Raw genomic sequence first — 18596 nt, forward strand, 5'->3', positions numbered from 1 at the left:
ATAACAAGAAGAGGTTTAATTTATGGCAAGTTTAATCACGCCACAGTTTGAACATTACATTGCCGAGCAAACTATCGCAAATGGTACAGTTGTGTTTGATGAATTTATTTTTGCCAATATTCCGGGCTTAAATGCAAATAATCTTGCACAACATTTAACAATGCCAGCAGCTGCACAAATCGTTCACCGCCAAGCCATTTCACAAAAAGGCGTTATCAATGAAAATGCGGTGGTATATTCCGTCACCATTGGCACAGACGTGGGCGATTTTGATTTTAACTTTATCGGCTTAATCAATAAAAGCAAAAATCTTTTAGCTGTTGCCGTGCAAACTGCACCGGTGAAAAAAACACGAAATAAAAATGCGATACAAGGCAACAGTATTACACGCAATATTCTTTTGGAATTTAGCGGCGCAAAATCCTTAACCGGCATTAATGTGTCTGCCGAAACGTGGCAAATTGATTTCACGGTTCGACTACACGGGCTTGATGAAAAAATCCGTTTAACCAATCGTGATCTTTATGGCCGCGCCGTTTTTTTTGATGATGGATTTTTAGTTAAACGAAAAACAGGCAATCAATTCACTATTCAATCGGGGTTGGGATACGTTGAAGGTGTGCGGATGAATTTGAACGCAATTCATCATCTCACCGCAAATAATTTGCCTTGTTCGATTTATGCTGACGTAGTGCATCATTGCACCGTAACAGGGGCATATGAAACAGAAATCAAATATCTCACGCAATCAAAAGCCGACTATATAGATACAGCAAATCGCCAACATTACGTACAGATTTTGGCGGATATTGACAGCCAAGGCAATGTCACCGACCGCCGATTATTGTCGCCATTTTTAGGTATTACCCCAAAAGATCTAGACGATACAACCATAAATAAAGCGGATAAAACGGGGCATACTCATAAGCTGCCAATTGCAAGTCTCGTTAAGCGGGGGATCGCTAAACTTTATTCGGGCTATGATTCTGACAGCGAAGAAATGGCAGCAACGCCAAAAGCCATTAAAGGATTAAAAGCATTAATTGATGCCGTTACGAAAAATCTTGGGAATTACATCCCAAACAGCAAAAAATCCTCCTCTGTCGGCAGCAATTCGGCGGAGACGGTAGCGACTTCAGCGGCAGTAAAAACAGCTTTTGACAAAGGCGTAACAGCACTGAATACCGCAAATAATGCAAACAACAATGCCAATGGGCGTGTGAGTAAATCAGGCGACACAATGACCGGCACACTTACCGTCCCGCATATTATTGTCAATGATGCCGGCAATAATAACAGTGTACAAGTCGGTGATGATGCAAAATTTCTTGATGTAGATATTGGGAATACGATTGGATTACAAGGTATAGGTGCACCAACCCGGGGTTACATCGCTTACGGTACAAGCAAAAAACGTTTTGGGTTTGACGGTACACTTTTTCGAGCGGAAAGTGCGATTGGTACAAATCATTATGGACACGGTAGTTATTCATCACAATATAGTACCAATGCGCCATTTGTAGTTGAAGCAAACGGGTCTGTTTCACGTGATACTTACCATCCGTTTATTAAGGGCAAAGTACGCGCCGCAGGTCAATATGGAACAGCATTTTCCCTTGGTTATACCACTAAACAAGGTTCCGGTGATGGCTTTGGTCGAGGAATTATCCATTTAATCGAAGATAACGGCGCGGAAAAGCATTGGGATTTTGAGCATAACGGTGATTTTCGGTCATCAAATGATGTAATAACCGGATCGGGTAACTCTCTGAATACATTACAAAATAATTATACGCAATTTGTGGGCAGTAATAGCTACATAAAAAGCCTGACAAATAACAATATTCAGCTGCGCTGGAAACCAAGTGGGAACGGGTTAGAGTTAAAAATAGATAACACTGAACTCGGCGGCATCCATTACTCAAACCGCGCTTATGTTGAGGCAACAGCCGGAAATTATGGCGGATTATGGATTGATAGACCAACTAATAATGACCGAATGTTGTTCGAAAGCAATGGTAACCGTTTTGCTTTCATTCGCCGCAATAGACAGTCAGGCAGTAATCACTATGTAATTTTCACACCGGAAAAAAATGGCACGGTAGCCTTATTAGAGGATTTTACCCAAAGCCTATCCGGAAACGGCTGGTGCAAGTTACCAAGTGGTTTAATTATTCAGTGGGGACAATCAACCTCCGGAAATATTTCGTTTCCAATCGCATTTCCAACAACCTGTTTTGTTGTTTCGCATTCTAAAACAGGGGGCGGAAGGGATACTAGAGTAGCAAATATATCAAGAACCGGATTTAGTTCTTATGCTACGGGAGACGTGGGAACAACTTTTTATATGGCAATCGGACGATAATAATGAGGATTTATGTATTTTTTTGACGAAACCATTAATGCTTTTTTAGTTGAAGGCATCCACAACATCCCTGAAAGTGCAGTTGCAGTATCAGAGGCGGAATATGACGACCTTATCGCCAAACGTGATTCCGGTTGTGTGCTTTATGTTTCAGACAGCAAAGTCAAAGCGACCCCGCCGCGCCCGTCTGCTGAATATGATTGGGACGGTAAAAAGTGGATTATTTCAAAGGATAAATTGACCGCACTTTTGGATGAACAACGCGAAACAATACGAGAAAAAATCAACGCCTTACGCGATGAAAAAATCAATGGCGGTGTATGGATTGAGGCAATAAACAAATGGATTGATTCAGATGCAACCGCAGAGCGTAATTTGTTGAGCGTGAAAGCTACCTTTGACCTGATGGGCGATAGCATACCTGCAATCGAGTGGACGTGTGCCGACAATAGCCAAATAATGCTTACGAAAGACAAATTGCTTGCTATTTGGCAGGCATTACTCGAGGCGAAAACCCACAATCACGCCAACGCCCTCAAGCATAAAGCGGCAATGGAGAAAGCCAAAAATCCGTTTGAATATGATTTTTCAACCGATTGGACAAAAACATATCAAGATTTTTTACAGGAGCAACAAAATGACTAAAACAACTAAAACGAAATTAAAAAATTACGCCTACAACGTTGTGATTGCGATTGATCAACTATTTAACGCATTCACTGGCGGTGGCGCGGATGAAACGCTTTCAAGCCGCACCTATCGCCGTGCCATATTAAACCCAAAACCCAAAAAACGTTGGCGTGTGTTATATCGTGTCATTAATGGTTTATTTCGTGATTCAACACATTGTGAAACGGCATATCATAGCGAGTTAAATCGCAAACAATATCCGGCTGATTTTGAAACAAATTAAAAGGCAGTTTGACTATGTGGCAACAACAAAAACTAAAATTATCCCCACAGGTTAAAACAATATTACAGAATGCACAAAAGGGGATTATTTCCCCTTTTTCTTTATCTGTCAGTGGCACGAAATTAGGCGTGCATAACTGGTCGCACGGGATCAAAGAAAAATCAAATCACTATTTATCACCCGAAAATGCAGTGAAAGCACTAGCGGCAAAGTTAGTGGATTACGCTGATCCGAACCGCCCAAAAGGTGTGCAGGATGTTGTCGTCATTATGGTGACAAATAGCAATATCGAGCAATTTATTGCCGACTTAGAAAAGGTGCGCGAACTTTTGCCCGAACCAACATTTAAACAAGCATTGGATTACGCGAAATCAAGCAAAGATTTACAAACCACAAAAATGGTGAAAACACCCACAATGGTAAATCCTGCTTTTTCAAATGGGGCAGATATTACACCGGGGTCTGCCCGCACAATGCAAGGTATTTTACGCAATGCCACTGCCGCAGCCGTTGCCGTACAAACAAAAGACCCTATGGCAGCCATTGAAGCACTAAAAAAAGCAAAAGCAGAAAGGGACAAACAAAATAAAGAAAAAGTCGAAAAAATGCTAAACACATCGGCGAATATCTATGCGTTTTCGGTTTCGGATTATCTCGAAATTGTCGAAAGCAAAATCAAAATTAACGTGCCGTCATCGGGCAATGTCTTCACCGCTTGTGTGATGTTTATCGGCACGGATTTAACCCATATTAAAGGAATGTTACAAAATGCCTAGACTACCACTTATTGCACAACGTCAATCACAACAAACAAATCAAGGCGCATCAGTACCGAAACGTAATCCCAGTGTTCAACTTGCATTAAACGGCACGCCTATTTATTTGCACAATATCTTGATGACCGTTTCCGTAAAACGTGAAGAAAAAGATATGAGCGGTCAAAAATCCAGTACGAAAAAATCCGACAAAGGTGTAAAAGCGAAAGAATTAAGTGTGACGGGTTTTATCCCCTACAACCACAAAGAATGGCTCACCCAATTATTCAATCTTGCGGAATCGGAAGACGGCAAGGGCGAGCAAAGTAAATATCGAGTTTCTTGCACGGTTGCCGAAGCGGTAAATATGCGTGAAGTACAATTTAGTGGTGAAGTCACCGCAACGGAGCAAAACGGGCAATTAGGTTGGGTGGTTTCTTTCACATTGCGAGAGGTCAATTCCGTTGCCGAGAAAAAAGACCAACGCAAGAAAAAACCAAAAGCCAAAGTTCAAAGTGAAAAAGCCCCAACCGCACAAAACACAAATAAAAGTGCGGTTGAAAATTCGGGTAAATCTGACGAAACCAAACAAGAAAAAGATGATAGCGTTTGGGCAAAAATTAATAATGCGATTGGTGACTAATGAAAGTAATTAAAACCTTTCTTCTTGATGGTGAAGAATTAGAACTTGCCGATGAACAAATTATTTTAGAACTAAATAACACCGGACGGGGTTTTGTGACCGTACTCACTGATAAAGATTGCGTGGGTAAAAGTGCCGTATTTGAAATGGGTGAATACGATCACTATTACAAATGGTTTGATGGCATCGTTGAACGGGAGCAAAGCGCGGAAAATGGCTATAAAAAATTGTTTATTCGGGAAAAAGTGGCGGTATTTGAAAAACCATTAAATTGCTCTCATCGCCATATCACCTTGCGTGATTTATGCGACTGGATTACAAGCCAAACACAAATTCCAGTAAGAGTACCGCAAGCGGATTATGCCGATACCCCAATTCCATTATTCACTCACAATGGCAGTGGTTATCAGCTTTTAAGCAATATTGGGCGACAATATCAAATCGCTGATTATATGTGGCAACAATCGCCCGATGGTTCGCTTTTTGTGGGTTCTCATAAAGATTCACGGTGGGCAGGAAAAAATATCGAGTTTGATGAAGGGATGACATTAACAAGCGGCAGCAACGATATGACCATTCCTATTACGGCTGCTATTCGACCGGGGGCAATCATCAATGGCAATAAAATTCAAAAAGTAGAATTACACGGCGATGATTATGTACTTTCTTGGGAAACGTTAGGCAAAGACGGTAAGCCGGAACAAAAAAGCCCTGAACGCCGTCAAATTGAAAAAACCTTCCCGGAACTGGCGGGCGGGTATCACTTACCAAAATATGCAAAAGTAGTAGGTATTGCCGATCCTTCAAGCGGTGGTGATATTTCCGATCCGTTTCGTCCCAAATATGCCGTAGAATTGCAATTACTAGATGAAAATGGCAACGAAGATAAAAGCGTGCCGGTTTATCCTGCTGTGCCTTTACCAGTAACAAGTACAGGATCACAGGGCGGTGATTTTGCCTTTCCCGAAGTTGGCACAATGGTTGAAGTTGGTTTTGCCTATGGGCGTAGCGATCAACCCTTTGTGCGCACTATGTTGGCACAAGGAAAAACCGTGCCGAGCGTTGCGCCGGGTGAACAACTAAAACAACAACGCCCTGAGGTGTACGAACGCACCGATGCCGCCGGCAATAAAATTCGAGAAACAGATCAGAAAATTACTGATAAATCTTTTGAACGTCATATTGAAACCGACAGTGAAGTAAAACAAATCGGCACATCGACAAAAACAGTTGATGCCGATAGCTCACAAACTATCGGTGGCAATAAAAGTACAAGTGTTTTAGGGAGCATTGAAGATACTACCGCAAGCAACCGAACAATCGGAACGGGCGGAACATTGCAAGAAAAAATTGTAGGATTAGCACAACGGGTTTCTGATGAAAAAAATAAAATCGTTGCACCGTTAAGCTATGTGGGATCGGAAGGGCAAAATATTTTTAGATTACTGGAAGAGACGATCCAATTATTAGGTGAAGTGGCAAGTGCAGTGGCAACTCATACTCATAACGGCCCGACACCAAATCAAGCAGCTACCTTTTCAGCACAATCCACCAAAGCTCAACAAATAAAAAGTAAGCTAACCCCAATCATTGAATAATCATTAATATAAAAATTACTGTATATCTTGACAGTGATTTTTTATCCCTTAAAATACTGTTTATAAAAACAGTAACAAAAGGGAAAACTATGAAAAAACTAGACATTCGTTTTACAAAAGAACGGGACAGCAAAAAAATAGCCAGACAGCAAAAAATGATTGCAAAATTGGAAGAAGTATTGCCAAAACGTATTGGTGAAAAATTTAAGGATGTTGATGTCAGAATCAGAACATCAAGTTCACAAGGATTTGATGTTTCAGGTTTTGATAAAGACGATAAGGAAAAATTTTTAGCATATCTTGAGGAGCTTTGGAATGATGATTCACTCCTTGACGGAATAGATGAATAAAAACAACCAAGCAGATTAACCAAGAAAACGCCTTGTTGGTATATGCCGGCAGGCGTTTTTTATTTTGGCAACAGCCCCTATTTTTAGCAAATGCCAACTTGTCATAATAGTCTTGTGATATAGCCACCTGTTTTATTTCTAAAACACACCACGGAAAATTTAACTTATTGTTTCTCAAATAAATTTATTCAATGATGATAATTGACTACTAACCACGGAAATTTTTCACGTAAAACCTCACGCCACGTAAAATCCACTTCCTCCCCCACCGAATTTACGTTAAAAATTTTCATTTTTTCAGTTAAATTTCATAAGGTAAATAGTGCTAACTGTTTGAAGTAAAAGAGATCATTTAAAGAACGGAATAGGGATCTTAACTGTAAAAATTACAGGCTTTTACAGTGTCTTACACTTAAAAAGGATCATAGAAAACAGGCGAAATAATACAACTTTATGATTTATAAATATTTTTTTGATTTTACGTAGGAATTTTCAGAAAATTTTATTTCAGTTTAGGCAAACTGGCGATCACCGCCACCAAATGAATGAATTGTAGAAAATAGAGAAAGCGTTAAAAGAATTTAACCGCCACTTCATCGCCAGTCTAGGTTAAATGGTGGGTCGTGAAGGATTCGAACCTTCGACCAACGGATTAAAAGTCCGCTGCTCTACCGACTGAGCTAACGACCCAAGTATAGGATTTTAAAGGAGTTTTTTACAAAATTGAGATTTTGTAAAATGGTGCCCGAAGCCAGACTTGAACTGGCACGCCTCGAAAGGCGAGGGATTTTAAATCCCTTATGCCGCCCTAAAAAGCGGACAATGCACCTTAGCCGAATTCAAAGAGATTCATCTTGAAGGTTGGTTTAATCGCCGTTTAAGCGTTGAGGAATCAATGGTAGATTATGCCTGCATTCAATCCTTACCTACGCACGATGAAAAAACATCGCTGAAATTGACCGCACTTTTTGCGCCATTGCCACAATCCGAACTCACGCTTCATCATATAAAGTTACGCAATGCCGACACCATTGTGCCGCCTATTTTTCATAATGTGCTAAATTCATATCTTTCCGGCACGGCTAATTATCAAGATAACCAATTCAATTTAGCGTTTTCCGCCAAAGATAACGATCAACTCATCATGCAATATCATTCCACTTTGCAGCCAATGGGAGAAGGTTTTCAATGGCAGGGAGAAATGAATTATCAACCACAGGAAAAACAACAGTACCACCTTACTTTTTCGACTTTGCTTAATGATGAAATTTTGCAAACACAGCCTGAGGGAAAAGCCACGCTAACTTGGCAACTTCCTGATTTTTCCGTCAATAAAGGGGAAGCAACCCTTTCTTGGCAAGGGGAAAATGGCGTGATAAAAGCCCAAGATCTTAGTCGTCATTCCCCTTTATTGGATGTTCCCTTTGTATTTACCCAAGACGGATTGGAAATTACTTGGGGCAATTTTTATTGGACGTTTGATGGCTACCAACCAATGAAAGGGTTTTTAGGTTTATCCTTACGCACGCCAAAACAAGGCTGGTTGCCTTTCGATATTGATTTGAATGTGATTTTGCAAACCTTTGGTGAAAAAGGCAAAGGCGAGATTGTGATTTCCGGTAAAGACGGAAAAATTGGCGGCGGCGAGAATTTGGATCAAATTCATTTCGACTTAAAAACCCGTGGGGATTTACGCTATTACAATACGGTGGCACAAACCAACTTGAGTTATCAATTAGGTGGCACATTTGCCGATCCGCATCTTCTGTTTCAAGCCGGTTCAATTTTCAAAATGGATAACCAACAAGCAGATACCAATATTCGTGTTCGCCTGCCCCTTGATGAGGTACAAATCGGCAAATATGGTTTGAATGGAAGATTGCAGGCATCATTACAAGGGTTTACGCCGCAATTTTCCGACATTAATTTAAAACTTGACGGGCTTGCCAATGAATTTATTGCAGGGATAAAAACCGTTTTTCAGCTCCGTGATCCGCAACAAAAATTACGTAATGCAGAACGCAATGCACAAAACCGTTGGGACTGGACGATTGAGGGAAACGCCCGTTGGAATGCCTTAAAAACCCCTGTCCGCCTAAAAGGGATTGGCTTTTGGCAGACGGATCATATTGAACTGAATCAATTAAACGCCTCCTCGGATAACATTCAAACCGACGGTATTAGTATGGCACCGCTTTCCATTGAGTTAAAAGATCGGCTACGTTGGAACTATGAAAAATCACATATCCGTGGCTTAATACAAGCCAAAACCGATTGGATTAAATTTGCTTACGGCGGATATTTCAGCAAACCCATTTTAGGTGTAGGATTGGACGGTGAAGGCATTGAAGGCTTTAACATTGCAGGCGATCTCAAAGCCGGCACACTCGGGCCGATTGATTTGCTTGCCCGCTATGAAAATCAAGCCTTAAAAGGAAAAATAAGTTGGAAAGAACAATCGGCAAAGGTGTTCCAATCCCTCTTTCCACAACAATGGAATTGGTTGATTCATCGAGGCAAAATTAAAGGCGCAACGGATTTCACCATCAATGAAAAAGGCATTGCAATGCAAGGAAACCTTTCTTTGAACAGCGCAGATATTTTTTTTCCGGATGGTGAAATTGAAAAGTTAAGCATTGATTTTCCCCTTCATTATCAAAACAATGCATTACAAAATAAACGCACTCATCCTATTAAAGTGTCCGTTCGTAATCTGAGAAAAGGCGCATTATTGCTGAGTAATGGCGAATTCAATTTATACGGCACTTACCCAAATTCAGCCAAAAAACCGCTCACACTAAGCCACGCCAAAATTGGCTTATTTAACGGAGAATTGACTATCGACAAATTAAATTTTCCGCAACGTGAAATGGCAACACTCAAATTTAGCAATATTGATCTTGAACGCTGGCAATGGCACAGTACAATCAGGTTCATTTAAACGGCCGTATCAACGCAACGTTGCCTTTTTGGTTGAATCATAATGCCTGCTTAATTTGTCAAGGTAGCCTCACCCAAACAGGCAAAATGCGTATTAGACTGAATGATGAGGTCGCTCAAGGATTGAAAGCAGGGGGGATGACCGAACGGATTCTGATTGATCTCTTAAAAGAAATGGAACTCGAAGATTCTTCCGCCGGTCTTACCCTGCTGCCGGATGGCAAAATGCACTTACAGGCGCAGATTAAAGGCATTAATGTGGATAAACCAACCCACCACCCTATTACGCTGAACTATTCGCACCAAGAAAATATCTTTGAATTATGGGATATGATTGATTACGGTGCGCAATTTGAACAAAATTTACAATATCAACTTTATAAGCAGTTAGATTATGAAAAAACACCTTAAAAACCGACCGCACTTTTTCACCGGCTTCTTTGCTCTTAACCTGCTCACCGCCTGCACCCCCACCATTCAACTGGATACCCCCAAGGAAGGGATCACCATTAATATGAATGTAGTGGTGGATCACAATATCAAGGTGACAATGGATGAAAAAGCGAAAGCAATAAGTGGGGAAGGAAAGTAAAAAAATAATTTTAATGGGTTAATATTAAGGACGCCAAGCGTGGCGTCCCTACCGATCACGTTTTCTTGTTTTTACTATACGGTCTTTACCCCAAAGTGCGGTCAAATTTTAATGCGTTTTTTATTGCCCATCGCCATATTTTTCAAGCCACGCTTGGATTTTCGCTTCAGTTTTCTTTTCGTTGTAGCTTAGAGTCGGGAAGAGGCTGAAGCGGTAGAACCAACCAAAATAATCCTGCCAAATGGTTTTTTCTTTGTTGAAATAGTGAGCAAATTCTTTATCGGGATGAGGGCTTGTTAAATAATCCACAATGAAATCGCGTAGGCGATAACTTTGATATTCACACACGGGGCGGTAAGCGCCGAGAGCCGGGGAGGCTTTTTTATGGCAAGCGGGATTTTCATAAGGAATATCCATAATCAGGCAGCTCATGGCATCCCGATTCATCCAAGAGGAATGAAAATCGGTTTGCAGAAAGTAAATTAAACGCTGTTCGTTCTGCTTTAAACTTTCGGGGTATTGTTTAATATAAAATCTACCCCACCATTGAAAATAAATCAGACGGCGTTTAGCGTCAATACGCACCGGGCGGGCATTGGGCAGGCAAAGTAAAATAAACCAGAAAATTGGGAATAAGATATAGAACCAGCCGTAGTAGATTGCATCAGGGTGTTTATTTAGCATTCTCATTTTAAAATCTAAATAGGCTTCTGGAGTTATTGGTGTTCCTGACACTTCCATTCCTCCACTGACTAGTTGCCAAGTATCCTCTAAAGCCCAATCCACAGAAATAGCCCATTGAATATCGTTATACATACCTGTTTCTGACATAATATCATTAAGAGTTATAACGGTTACAATAATAAACCAAGGCCAGACTAATATCGCTTTAAAATAGCTTAAGTTATAACGTGTAATTTCAATCACTCCATTACCCAAGGATTTCACATTGCGTGAAACCATATCTGGCATGTAGTTTTTTACATTCATTAGTATTTGCCCTCTAAGGTAATTTCACCCTCAAAATAATCGGCACGCTGCTTTTGCCAGAAGATATCGTTTTTTTCGCCTAATTTCGGGTATTTTACCTTAACTACAAAAATATCAACACCGGGTTTAGGGGCACTTTGTATCTCCACAATCTTAATAGATTTATAACCCCGAAACAGTTTTTCCTTGGAATGATAAAGAAGCGCATCACCATTGTGTTCTTTAGAGAAAAATGCCAAGCGTGGCGTCCCTACCGATCACGTTTTCTTGTTTTTACTATACGGTCTTTACCTCAAAGTGAGGTCAAATTTTAATGCGTTTTTTTATTGCCCATCGCCATATTTTTCAAGCCACGCTTGGATTTTCGCTTCAGTTTTCTTTTCGTTGTAGCCTAGAGTCGGGAAGAAGCTGAAGCGGTAGAACCAACCAAAATAATCCTGCCAAATAGTTTTTTCTTTGTTGAAATAGTGAGCAAATTCTTTATCGGGATGAGGACTTGTTAAATAATCCACAATGAAATCGCGCAAATGATAACTTTGATATTCACACACGGGGCGGTAAGCGCCGAGAGCCGGGGAGGCTTTTTTATGGCGAGCGGGATTTTCATAAGGAATGTCTATAATCAGGCAGCTCATGGCATCCCGATTCATCCAAGAGGAATGAAAATCGGTTTGTAAAAAGTAAATTAAGCCTTGTTCGTTGTTCTTTAAACTTTCAGGATATTGCTTAATATAAAACCGTCCCCACCATTTAAAATAAATCAGGCGGCGTTTAGCATCAATGCGAACCGGACGGGCATTGGGGAGACAAAGTAAAACAAACCAAAAAATTGGGAAGAGGATATAGAACCAGCCGTAGTATATTCTGTATCCATGCATTTCTAACATTTCTGCTTTATATACTTCATATTCATTGGTTGCAATAATTTCACCTAATTTTTGGCGAATAGTTATATATGTATTCCATCCATCTTCTAGTGCCCAATCTACCGATATTGCTAATTGAATATCAGTAAACATATCCCCCTGAAAGTATATATCGTAAAGTGTCATTGACGTAACGATAATAAACCAGGGCCAGACTAAAATCGCTTTAAAATAACTTAGGTTGTAGCGTGTAATTTCAATCACACCGTTACCAAGCGGTTTGATATTGCGTGAAACCATATCCGGCGTGTAGTTTGGTGTGTTCATTAATAATTTCCTTCTAAGATGATTTCACCTTCAAAATAATCAGCACGCTGCTTTTGCCAGAAGGTATCGGTTTTCTCACTGAGTTTCGGGTATTTTACCTTAACTACAAAAATATCAACGCCTGGTCTGGGGTAGCCTTGTGTTTCCACAACCTTAATAGATCTATAACCTCGAAACAGTTTTTCTGTCGAAAGGTCAATCAACACATTCCCTCGGTGTTCAGTTCGTTTTGGCGTGATCGGGAACGCTATCCCTTGTAATGACGCCATTGCCTCATCCGCACTCCCCGCATAGCGATGTTCATATTGTGTGATAACTACCTCCAGTCGGGATAGATAATCTTTTTCTTCTGAGAATGCCGGACAGTGCACTTCTAAAACCTGCCATTGATTGTTTTTAGCGGAAACTGTTAATCCCCAAGCAAGGTTATAGTAGGCTTCCATTTCTTTATCAAAATGTTTTTTTATTTTTATAAAGCTGTTATCATTTTTATCAAAACTAAGTGCTTTTGCATCAGATAGTTGTTTTTTTAAATCAGGGCGTATTTTTCTATTCCAATAAAATGGCGAATTCCCCCAAAACCCGGTTCTTACCCAAGCTTCATAAGGATTATCTTTGAAAAAGGACACCACCACACTCAAGATAACCAATGCTGCCCCCACAATCCCCAATGCCGGTAGGAGACCGGAGACAAAACTGAACGTTGAGAGCAATGTACAAATTTCCCCCGCCGCCAAGAGCGCTGCCGCATCCCGCTGGGCTTTGTCTCCTTTGCCAGTACCTTGTTTAAAATCCTGATAGGCAATAATCACCGCCATCACACTCGCCACCCGTCCAATATTTTCAAAGGCGATAATTTTATCCCAAATCCGTGTGCCGGGTTGGGTGCCGATAGTCGGAAACGACAGTCCATAGCGTTTTGCGGCGTTATTGAGTTTCTTAAATAAACTTTCGGTCGCTTGTTGGACTAAATTATTTTCTTTACGCTCAAATGCCGCCACAACCGCCGATAAATCCGCCGTGACCTGAGCAATCGCAAGAGAATAATTGCCCTTGTCATCTTCAGCTATCCATTTTTCAATATTGGTCAAGGCGCTCATTGAGGCAAGAAAAATGCCAGCATAACGTGTTTGTTCATTCAGCCATTTATTGGCACTGGGTGGGTCTTGTACATCAATGCTTAGCCAAGCCGAAAGCAGGCGTTCACGGCGCCACTGCACCATCCCTTTTGGGAAGTCTCTCGACCTAACCTGCCCGTTTGCCAAGTCTTCCATTTGTTCTTTAATGGCTTCTAATGCCTCATTGACGCCGGTCGGTTGCATACGGGTTAAACGAAGACCGAATACCTTTAAATAGCTGTGATACATTAATGCGTTGGTTGCCGTACGTTGCCATAAGTATAACTGACCGGCAGAAAATTCACCCAGTAATACATCAAATTTAACACGATTTAGTGCTATCAATACGCTTCCTTCTTTTGTGATGGTATTACTTTTATCCGCAATAGTGAGGATATTCGCTAAATAATCGCCATAACTTTTCGGAGATAAGGTTAAGGTGTCAGGTAACCCGGTTTGAGCATTAAGGTTTGTATTGACCAGTTTTAACATCTCGGCTTGCTCACCAATGCCTTTTGCCCGTGTACTTATTCCGCTTTGTATCGCCGTGATTAAATCCATCATATAATTGGTGAGCGAATAGAGTTTATCCGGTTGATGCGTATACCCAACCATTAAACGATTGATAAGAAAGAGTTGTGAGAGCAGGGTGTGGTTTCCATCTTGTTCTGCCATCGCACGATGTGCTTTGGTGAGGTTTATCATATCGTTTTCATATTGGGTCGGACGATATTTTAAATATTGCTCCATTTGCTGCCAGGTTTCATTGTTGATAGCACCATCATGCGTTTCATCTTGGAATACCCGCATCATACCACTGAATAGCCTGTCTTTTTTATTGGCATTCCCAACCGGAAAACCGGAATAGGATTTGGCACGCAAAAATTTTTCAAAAGATTTGACCGCTTTTGCCGTCACCACAGGATAGAGTTCTTCTGCGTGTTTATTGGTATCATTAATCGTTGCCACAATATTGCAGGCCACCACATCATAAATATTGCCAAGCGGGTCGAATACGCCCACAACAATGGGTTCGCCATTTTCACAAGGTGTTATCGGCAACATAAGGTTTTGGTTTGGATTATAACCGACCAAGGTTGCCCGATATTCGGCATTTTGATTGAGACCGGAAGTGGCATTATTCGGATTAAAATCAGGGACGCGCCGTTGTAATGTTTCTTCCGTTAAGATAAAAGAAAAATCGGATTCTAACGTTTTTAATGGCAGTTTTTGCATCAGTGTTGCCCGTGCCTGCACATCCGTTTCTAATTTTTCAAATAATTCCGCCGGCCAACGAAATTCACTATAAGCAAATTCAATCACTGCCGTTTGAGGATTCACAAAGGCATGATAGTAGGTATTTTTGCCTTTAACCGGCACCCATTCTTTTCGAGGATTACCTTCCGTCCATTCATATTGGGTGAATTGATAGGGTAAACCACCGAGTTCTTCCCGCAACTCAGGGGCGTTACTGTCTCTATCACTGACCGTATATTTAAAAACAAGCCATCGTCCTTTCAAGTCAGTGGTTTTGCCTACATGTTGTTGTGAATAAAGATAAAAATAGCCTTGGCGCAAACGGCGTAGCTCATAATTAGGGTCATTAATCCCCGTTGGCATTGGCGGGACTTCGCCCGTTTTGGCGATTTTATCAAGTGCCTGTTTGGTTAAACTAAAACGTGCCGGATAAATCGGACGAATGTCTGCTTGGCAGGGAATAGGCTTGCCGATTTTATGGTCAGAGAGTGAGCTGCTATTGGTTGTCATTTATCGGTGTCCTTTTTTAAATTTATTTGGAAAATATGTTTGGCTTGTTCGTAAATGATTTTTTGTTATATCTAAAACTTAGTTCAAATCAACCACACTTTATCTAAAGTGCGCTCAATAAATGGTGATGTTTTAATAGATTTCAGGATTGTTGGCAAGCCATTGTTGGATTTTCGCTTCGGTTTTCTTTTCGTTGTAACCTAGGGTCGGGAAGAGGCTGAAACGTTATTTCATATACCCCAACAGGTAATAGTATCCCAAAATTCTTGTCGAATAGTTACTAAATCAGACCATGTTCGCTCTAATGCCCAATCAACAGAAATAGCCCATTGAATATCTGTAAACATTCCGGTTTGATTTATATATCGCAAAGTGCCATTGAAGTAACGATAATAAACCAAGGCCCGACTAATATCGCTTTAAAATAACTTAAGTTATAACGTGTGATTTCCAACATGCCATTGTCTAACTGTTTCACATTGCGCGAAAGCATATCTTCATTAATAACTTTCTTCTAAGGTGATTTCACCTTCAAAGTAATTAGCTGTCATACATGGTAGCTATAATGATAACCTATTGAAATTACCTTAATTTTAGATAAGGATGTCAATGTGACATTCCTAATTTTGTTAAATTATTCATTATGTATCTATGACATCACATCGCATCTTCCGCAAAACACGTCCATCAAAAATTCAATACCTTATCCGCTTCCATTGTCCAATCGGCTAGTTCAACCAAGGTGCCGATTTCTACCCCTTCGGCTAAAGCAGATTCTGTGATACCCCGTGCATTTGTGCAGGTTTTGCAAAGTTTTACCGTTGCCCCTTGTGCGGTAAGAATTTCTAACATTTGCTGTAGATGATACCCTTCACTCGGATTTTGTTTTGCCAAACCACCGGTGACGGCATCAGACATTAAAAATAATCTCAAATTGACCGCACTTTTATGCTGTTCTTGTAGTTGTAACGCAAGGCGTAATGCACTGAAAAAATGTTCATCACCATAAGGTGAAGAATGAATAATGAAAAGAATATTTTGCATAATCAACTCCTTATTTTACGCAATGTAAAAAGGGCGAACTTCTCGTCCGCCCGTTAAATTAACCAACCCACACAAATTTCGCAATAAACAAAATAGATACCACCCAAACAGGGGCATTCACTTCTTTAATGCGGCCGGTGCAGGCTTTCATAATGCAATAGCTGATAAAACCAAAAGCAATTCCTTCGGTGATGGAATAAGTAAACGGCATCATTGCGGCGGTGATAAATGCCGGTGTGGCTTCTGTTAAATCATCCCATTGTACGCGGATAAGGCTGGATGCCATTAAAATTCCCACATAAACCAATGCTCCTGCTGTCGCATAGGCAGGTACGACACCGGCAAGCGGTGAGAAGAAAATGGTCAATAAGAATAATACGCCAACCGTTACCGCGGTTAAACCGGTACGCCCGCCCACAGAAACGCCTGCGCCACTTTCAATGTAAGTGCTGATTGCGGATGTGCCAATGTAAGAACCACCCACGGCACTGAGGCTATCAACCAATAATGCCTGTTTCATTTTTGGGAAACGTCCTTTTTCATCGCTGATACCTGCTTTATCGGTAACGCCCAATAATGTGCCGGAAGAATCGAATAAATTTACCAATAAAAATGAAAAAATAATGCCGAGCAAGGCGGTATCCAATGCGCCTGCGATGTCCACTTTTCCGACCACAGCATCTAATGCCGGTGGCATAGAAATTACGCCGTGAAATACCACGGATTCGTCCAACCATAATGCTAAAGCAGTCACCACAGCGATAGAAATCAACACACCGGAGAAAATATTCCGTGCAGCGAGTACGACAATAATGAAAAAGCCCAACACGCCGAGTAATACTTTCGGATCGTGTAAATCTCCAAGCGCAACCAAGGTAGCAGGATTAGCGACCACGATCCCCATATTTTTAAAGCCGATAAGGGCGATGAAAAAACCGATTCCCGCACCAATACCCACACGCAATGCCAAAGGAATGGATGCCATTAGCCAATAACGAATTTGAAATAAGGTTAAAAGCAACAATCCGATCGATCCCCAGAAAATCGTTCCCATACCGATTTCCCACGAATAGCCAAGTTTGCCGACAACTACGTAAGCAAAAAATGCATTCAAGCCCATAGCCGGTGCGAGCGCGATAGGCAGGTTACTAAATAACCCCATCGCGATTGTGCCGAGTCCGGCAATTAAACAGGTCGTTACAAATACCACTTGTTTATCCATTCCCGCATCGCCAAGCACGGAAGGATTCACAAATACAATGTAAACCATCGTGAAAAAGGTGGTGATCCCCGCAATGATTTCGGTTTTCGTGGTTGAACCTTTTTCGCGCAATTTAAAAAGTCGTTCTAACATAATTGTTCCTTAAATTAATAACCTTGATGATAAATGGCTTCTAATAATTTCACCGCAAGATGCGCAAAATTAAATCGCTGTTCATCGGCGACTGTCCAAAATTCAATGCCGTTTTCCACCGCACTTAATCCGCTAATATGCAATTTCACTTGGGCTTCGCCACTTTCCGCTTCACCGTTAATCACCGGTGTAACAAGACTGTCGTGATATTGCAAAAATGCACTTTCTTGCGGTTGAAAATCTACCTCATAATCAAAAAGTGCGGTCACTTTTTGTGCCATTCCGTAAAACACCGGCACTTGTATGGCGTGAAACAGCACAGAATTTAATTGAGGAAAAATTCTTTGAAGTTGTTGCGATAAAGCTTGGGTATGTTGTGGATGCACATCAAAGGCAAAGCGGGTTTCGCCTTCTTCTAAAGGAATACCATTCAATAAACGTGCGGTTTGTCCCGCCAATTTATTGACCGTTTCAGCATTTTGATAAGATGCCGGCAACAAAGAAGTGGCGAAAATTTGGTTAATCTCCACCGTTTGCAACAAAGGATAAATCGCCAAAGCAAGTTGGCTGACTTGCGGATCGGGCAGGCTCACGATGTTACGTTGTCTTAATTCCACAAGCTCCATTTCGTTCACACTTGGCACAACAACCGGCACATCCGATAACGCCGCACAGACGCCCTTCATATCGATCACAATACAGCCGCTTTCGGCTGCAGCCGCAATATGTGTAACCTGCTCAATATTACCGGCAAAAAAGAGGTAATTCACTTCCGACCAATCCATTTCTTGCGGTGAATGTTGCGCCACGCTTTTATTATTAAAACGTATGCCCTGTTCCTCTTCAAAGGGATAAAGCTCGACAATCAACAGCTTATCAATAGCCAATTCACTTTGTTCAAGGCTTTCGACAATTTTTTCGCATAATTCAAATTCTGCCGCAATGGCGACATTTAGGCTTGCGTCCATTTTTTT

General features: G+C 41.1%; 16 protein-coding genes, 1 tRNA gene and 1 pseudogene. 9 read left to right on the forward strand and 9 right to left on the reverse strand.

The genetic code is table 11. The features are described 5' to 3' along the window. The first annotated feature begins 22 nt into the window (after positions 1-22). The 7 genes from BKL49_RS12660 to BKL49_RS05245 all read left to right on the forward strand — a co-directional run bounded on the left by BKL49_RS12660 (position 23) and on the right by BKL49_RS05245 (position 6624). Positions 23-2365, forward strand: a complete 2343-nt coding sequence (locus BKL49_RS12660) for a phage tail-collar fiber domain-containing protein (protein WP_244151959.1) — start codon at positions 23-25, stop codon at positions 2363-2365. 12 nt (positions 2366-2377) lie between these two features. Continuing rightward, positions 2378-3010 (forward strand): DUF4376 domain-containing protein, encoded by a 633-nt coding sequence (locus tag BKL49_RS05220; protein ID WP_077423561.1) that lies wholly within the window; start codon positions 2378-2380, stop codon positions 3008-3010. Continuing rightward, positions 3003-3278, forward strand: a complete 276-nt coding sequence (locus BKL49_RS05225) for a DNA helicase UvrD (protein WP_077423562.1) — start codon at positions 3003-3005, stop codon at positions 3276-3278. Before BKL49_RS05220 ends, BKL49_RS05225 begins: the two co-directional genes overlap by 8 nt. 14 nt (positions 3279-3292) lie before the next feature. Beyond that, a complete protein-coding gene (locus BKL49_RS05230; protein ID WP_077423563.1) occupies positions 3293-4054 on the forward strand; it encodes a hypothetical protein in 762 nt (253 codons plus the stop codon). Beyond that, positions 4047-4676 (forward strand): baseplate complex protein, encoded by a 630-nt coding sequence (locus tag BKL49_RS05235; protein WP_077423564.1) that lies wholly within the window; start codon positions 4047-4049, stop codon positions 4674-4676. The genes BKL49_RS05230 and BKL49_RS05235 overlap by 8 nt, the downstream gene beginning before the upstream one ends. Next, the gene (locus BKL49_RS05240; protein ID WP_077423565.1) at positions 4676-6274 is read left to right on the forward strand and encodes a hypothetical protein; all 1599 of its coding nucleotides are present in this window, start codon (positions 4676-4678) and stop codon (positions 6272-6274) included. Before BKL49_RS05235 ends, BKL49_RS05240 begins: the two co-directional genes overlap by 1 nt. 89 nt (positions 6275-6363) lie before the next feature. Further along, complete coding sequence (locus tag BKL49_RS05245) at positions 6364-6624, forward strand: DinI-like family protein (protein WP_077423566.1); 261 nt, start codon at positions 6364-6366, stop codon at positions 6622-6624. A 614-nt stretch (positions 6625-7238) separates the two neighbouring features. Here the strand turns inward: BKL49_RS05245 and BKL49_RS05250 are convergent. Beyond that, positions 7239-7314: transfer RNA gene (locus tag BKL49_RS05250), tRNA-Lys, on the reverse strand. A 118-nt stretch (positions 7315-7432) separates the two neighbouring features. Between BKL49_RS05250 and BKL49_RS12890 the strand changes: the two are divergent. Both BKL49_RS12890 and BKL49_RS05260 read left to right on the forward strand, forming a co-directional pair. After that, a pseudogene (locus BKL49_RS12890) lies at positions 7433-9975 on the forward strand (YdbH family protein); the annotation flags it as partial. Beyond that, a complete protein-coding gene (locus BKL49_RS05260; protein WP_077423567.1) occupies positions 9959-10156 on the forward strand; it encodes a YnbE family lipoprotein in 198 nt (65 codons plus the stop codon). The pseudogene BKL49_RS12890 and the gene BKL49_RS05260, both read left to right, overlap by 17 nt. A gap of 120 nt (positions 10157-10276) precedes the next feature. Here BKL49_RS05260 and BKL49_RS05265 read toward each other — a convergent pair whose 3' ends face one another. The 8 genes from BKL49_RS05265 to BKL49_RS05295 all read right to left on the reverse strand — a co-directional run bounded on the left by BKL49_RS05265 (position 10277) and on the right by BKL49_RS05295 (position 18590). After that, positions 10277-11146 carry a hypothetical protein gene (locus BKL49_RS05265; RefSeq protein ID WP_077423568.1) on the reverse strand — a complete coding sequence of 290 codons (870 nt, stop codon included), beginning with the start codon at positions 11144-11146 and terminating at the stop codon, positions 10277-10279. After that, positions 11146-11385 (reverse strand): hypothetical protein, encoded by a 240-nt coding sequence (locus BKL49_RS05270; protein WP_077423569.1) that lies wholly within the window; start codon positions 11383-11385, stop codon positions 11146-11148. The genes BKL49_RS05265 and BKL49_RS05270 overlap by 1 nt, the downstream gene beginning before the upstream one ends. Before the next feature lie 84 nt (positions 11386-11469). Continuing rightward, on the reverse strand, positions 11470-12339 hold the full coding sequence (locus tag BKL49_RS05275) for a hypothetical protein (RefSeq protein ID WP_077423570.1): 870 nt from the start codon (positions 12337-12339) through the stop codon (positions 11470-11472). Beyond that, a complete protein-coding gene (locus BKL49_RS05280) occupies positions 12339-15224 on the reverse strand; it encodes a toxin VasX (RefSeq protein WP_244151960.1) in 2886 nt (961 codons plus the stop codon). The genes BKL49_RS05275 and BKL49_RS05280 overlap by 1 nt, the downstream gene beginning before the upstream one ends. 358 nt (positions 15225-15582) lie before the next feature. Then, positions 15583-15717 (reverse strand): hypothetical protein, encoded by a 135-nt coding sequence (locus BKL49_RS12810; RefSeq protein WP_279625913.1) that lies wholly within the window; start codon positions 15715-15717, stop codon positions 15583-15585. Positions 15718-15911: 194 nt separating this feature from the next. Then, the gene (locus tag BKL49_RS05285; RefSeq protein WP_077423571.1) at positions 15912-16268 is read right to left on the reverse strand and encodes a DsrE/DsrF/TusD sulfur relay family protein; all 357 of its coding nucleotides are present in this window, start codon (positions 16266-16268) and stop codon (positions 15912-15914) included. A gap of 58 nt (positions 16269-16326) precedes the next feature. Then, complete coding sequence (locus tag BKL49_RS05290) at positions 16327-17622, reverse strand: NCS2 family permease (RefSeq protein WP_077423572.1); 1296 nt, start codon at positions 17620-17622, stop codon at positions 16327-16329. A 14-nt stretch (positions 17623-17636) separates the two neighbouring features. Then, positions 17637-18590 carry an oxidoreductase gene (locus tag BKL49_RS05295; RefSeq protein ID WP_077423573.1) on the reverse strand — a complete coding sequence of 318 codons (954 nt, stop codon included), beginning with the start codon at positions 18588-18590 and terminating at the stop codon, positions 17637-17639. Between the last annotated feature and the right edge of the window lie 6 nt (positions 18591-18596).

Source organism: Rodentibacter myodis (assembly GCF_001999305.1).
Lineage (GTDB): Bacteria > Pseudomonadota > Gammaproteobacteria > Enterobacterales > Pasteurellaceae > Rodentibacter > Rodentibacter myodis.

Excerpts from the sequence above, each read along its gene's own strand:
- BKL49_RS05265 (WP_077423568.1), bottom strand. The coding sequence starts at position 11,146 with ATGAATGTAAAAAACTACATGCCAGATATGGTTTCACGCAATGTGAAA.
- BKL49_RS05260 (WP_077423567.1), top strand. The coding sequence starts at position 9,959 with ATGAAAAAACACCTTAAAAACCGACCGCACTTTTTCACCGGCTTCTTT.
- BKL49_RS05220 (WP_077423561.1), top strand. The coding sequence starts at position 2,378 with ATGTATTTTTTTGACGAAACCATTAATGCTTTTTTAGTTGAAGGCATC.
- BKL49_RS05230 (WP_077423563.1), top strand. The coding sequence starts at position 3,293 with ATGTGGCAACAACAAAAACTAAAATTATCCCCACAGGTTAAAACAATA.
- BKL49_RS12810 (WP_279625913.1), bottom strand. The coding sequence starts at position 15,717 with ATGCTTTCGCGCAATGTGAAACAGTTAGACAATGGCATGTTGGAAATC.
- BKL49_RS05295 (WP_077423573.1), bottom strand. The coding sequence starts at position 18,590 with ATGGACGCAAGCCTAAATGTCGCCATTGCGGCAGAATTTGAATTATGC.
- BKL49_RS05245 (WP_077423566.1), top strand. The coding sequence starts at position 6,364 with ATGAAAAAACTAGACATTCGTTTTACAAAAGAACGGGACAGCAAAAAA.
- BKL49_RS05280 (WP_244151960.1), bottom strand. The coding sequence starts at position 15,224 with ATGACAACCAATAGCAGCTCACTCTCTGACCATAAAATCGGCAAGCCT.
- BKL49_RS05235 (WP_077423564.1), top strand. The coding sequence starts at position 4,047 with ATGCCTAGACTACCACTTATTGCACAACGTCAATCACAACAAACAAAT.
- BKL49_RS12660 (WP_244151959.1), top strand. The coding sequence starts at position 23 with ATGGCAAGTTTAATCACGCCACAGTTTGAACATTACATTGCCGAGCAA.
- BKL49_RS05275 (WP_077423570.1), bottom strand. The coding sequence starts at position 12,339 with ATGAACACACCAAACTACACGCCGGATATGGTTTCACGCAATATCAAA.
- BKL49_RS05240 (WP_077423565.1), top strand. The coding sequence starts at position 4,676 with ATGAAAGTAATTAAAACCTTTCTTCTTGATGGTGAAGAATTAGAACTT.
- BKL49_RS05225 (WP_077423562.1), top strand. The coding sequence starts at position 3,003 with ATGACTAAAACAACTAAAACGAAATTAAAAAATTACGCCTACAACGTT.
- BKL49_RS05290 (WP_077423572.1), bottom strand. The coding sequence starts at position 17,622 with ATGTTAGAACGACTTTTTAAATTGCGCGAAAAAGGTTCAACCACGAAA.
- BKL49_RS05285 (WP_077423571.1), bottom strand. The coding sequence starts at position 16,268 with ATGCAAAATATTCTTTTCATTATTCATTCTTCACCTTATGGTGATGAA.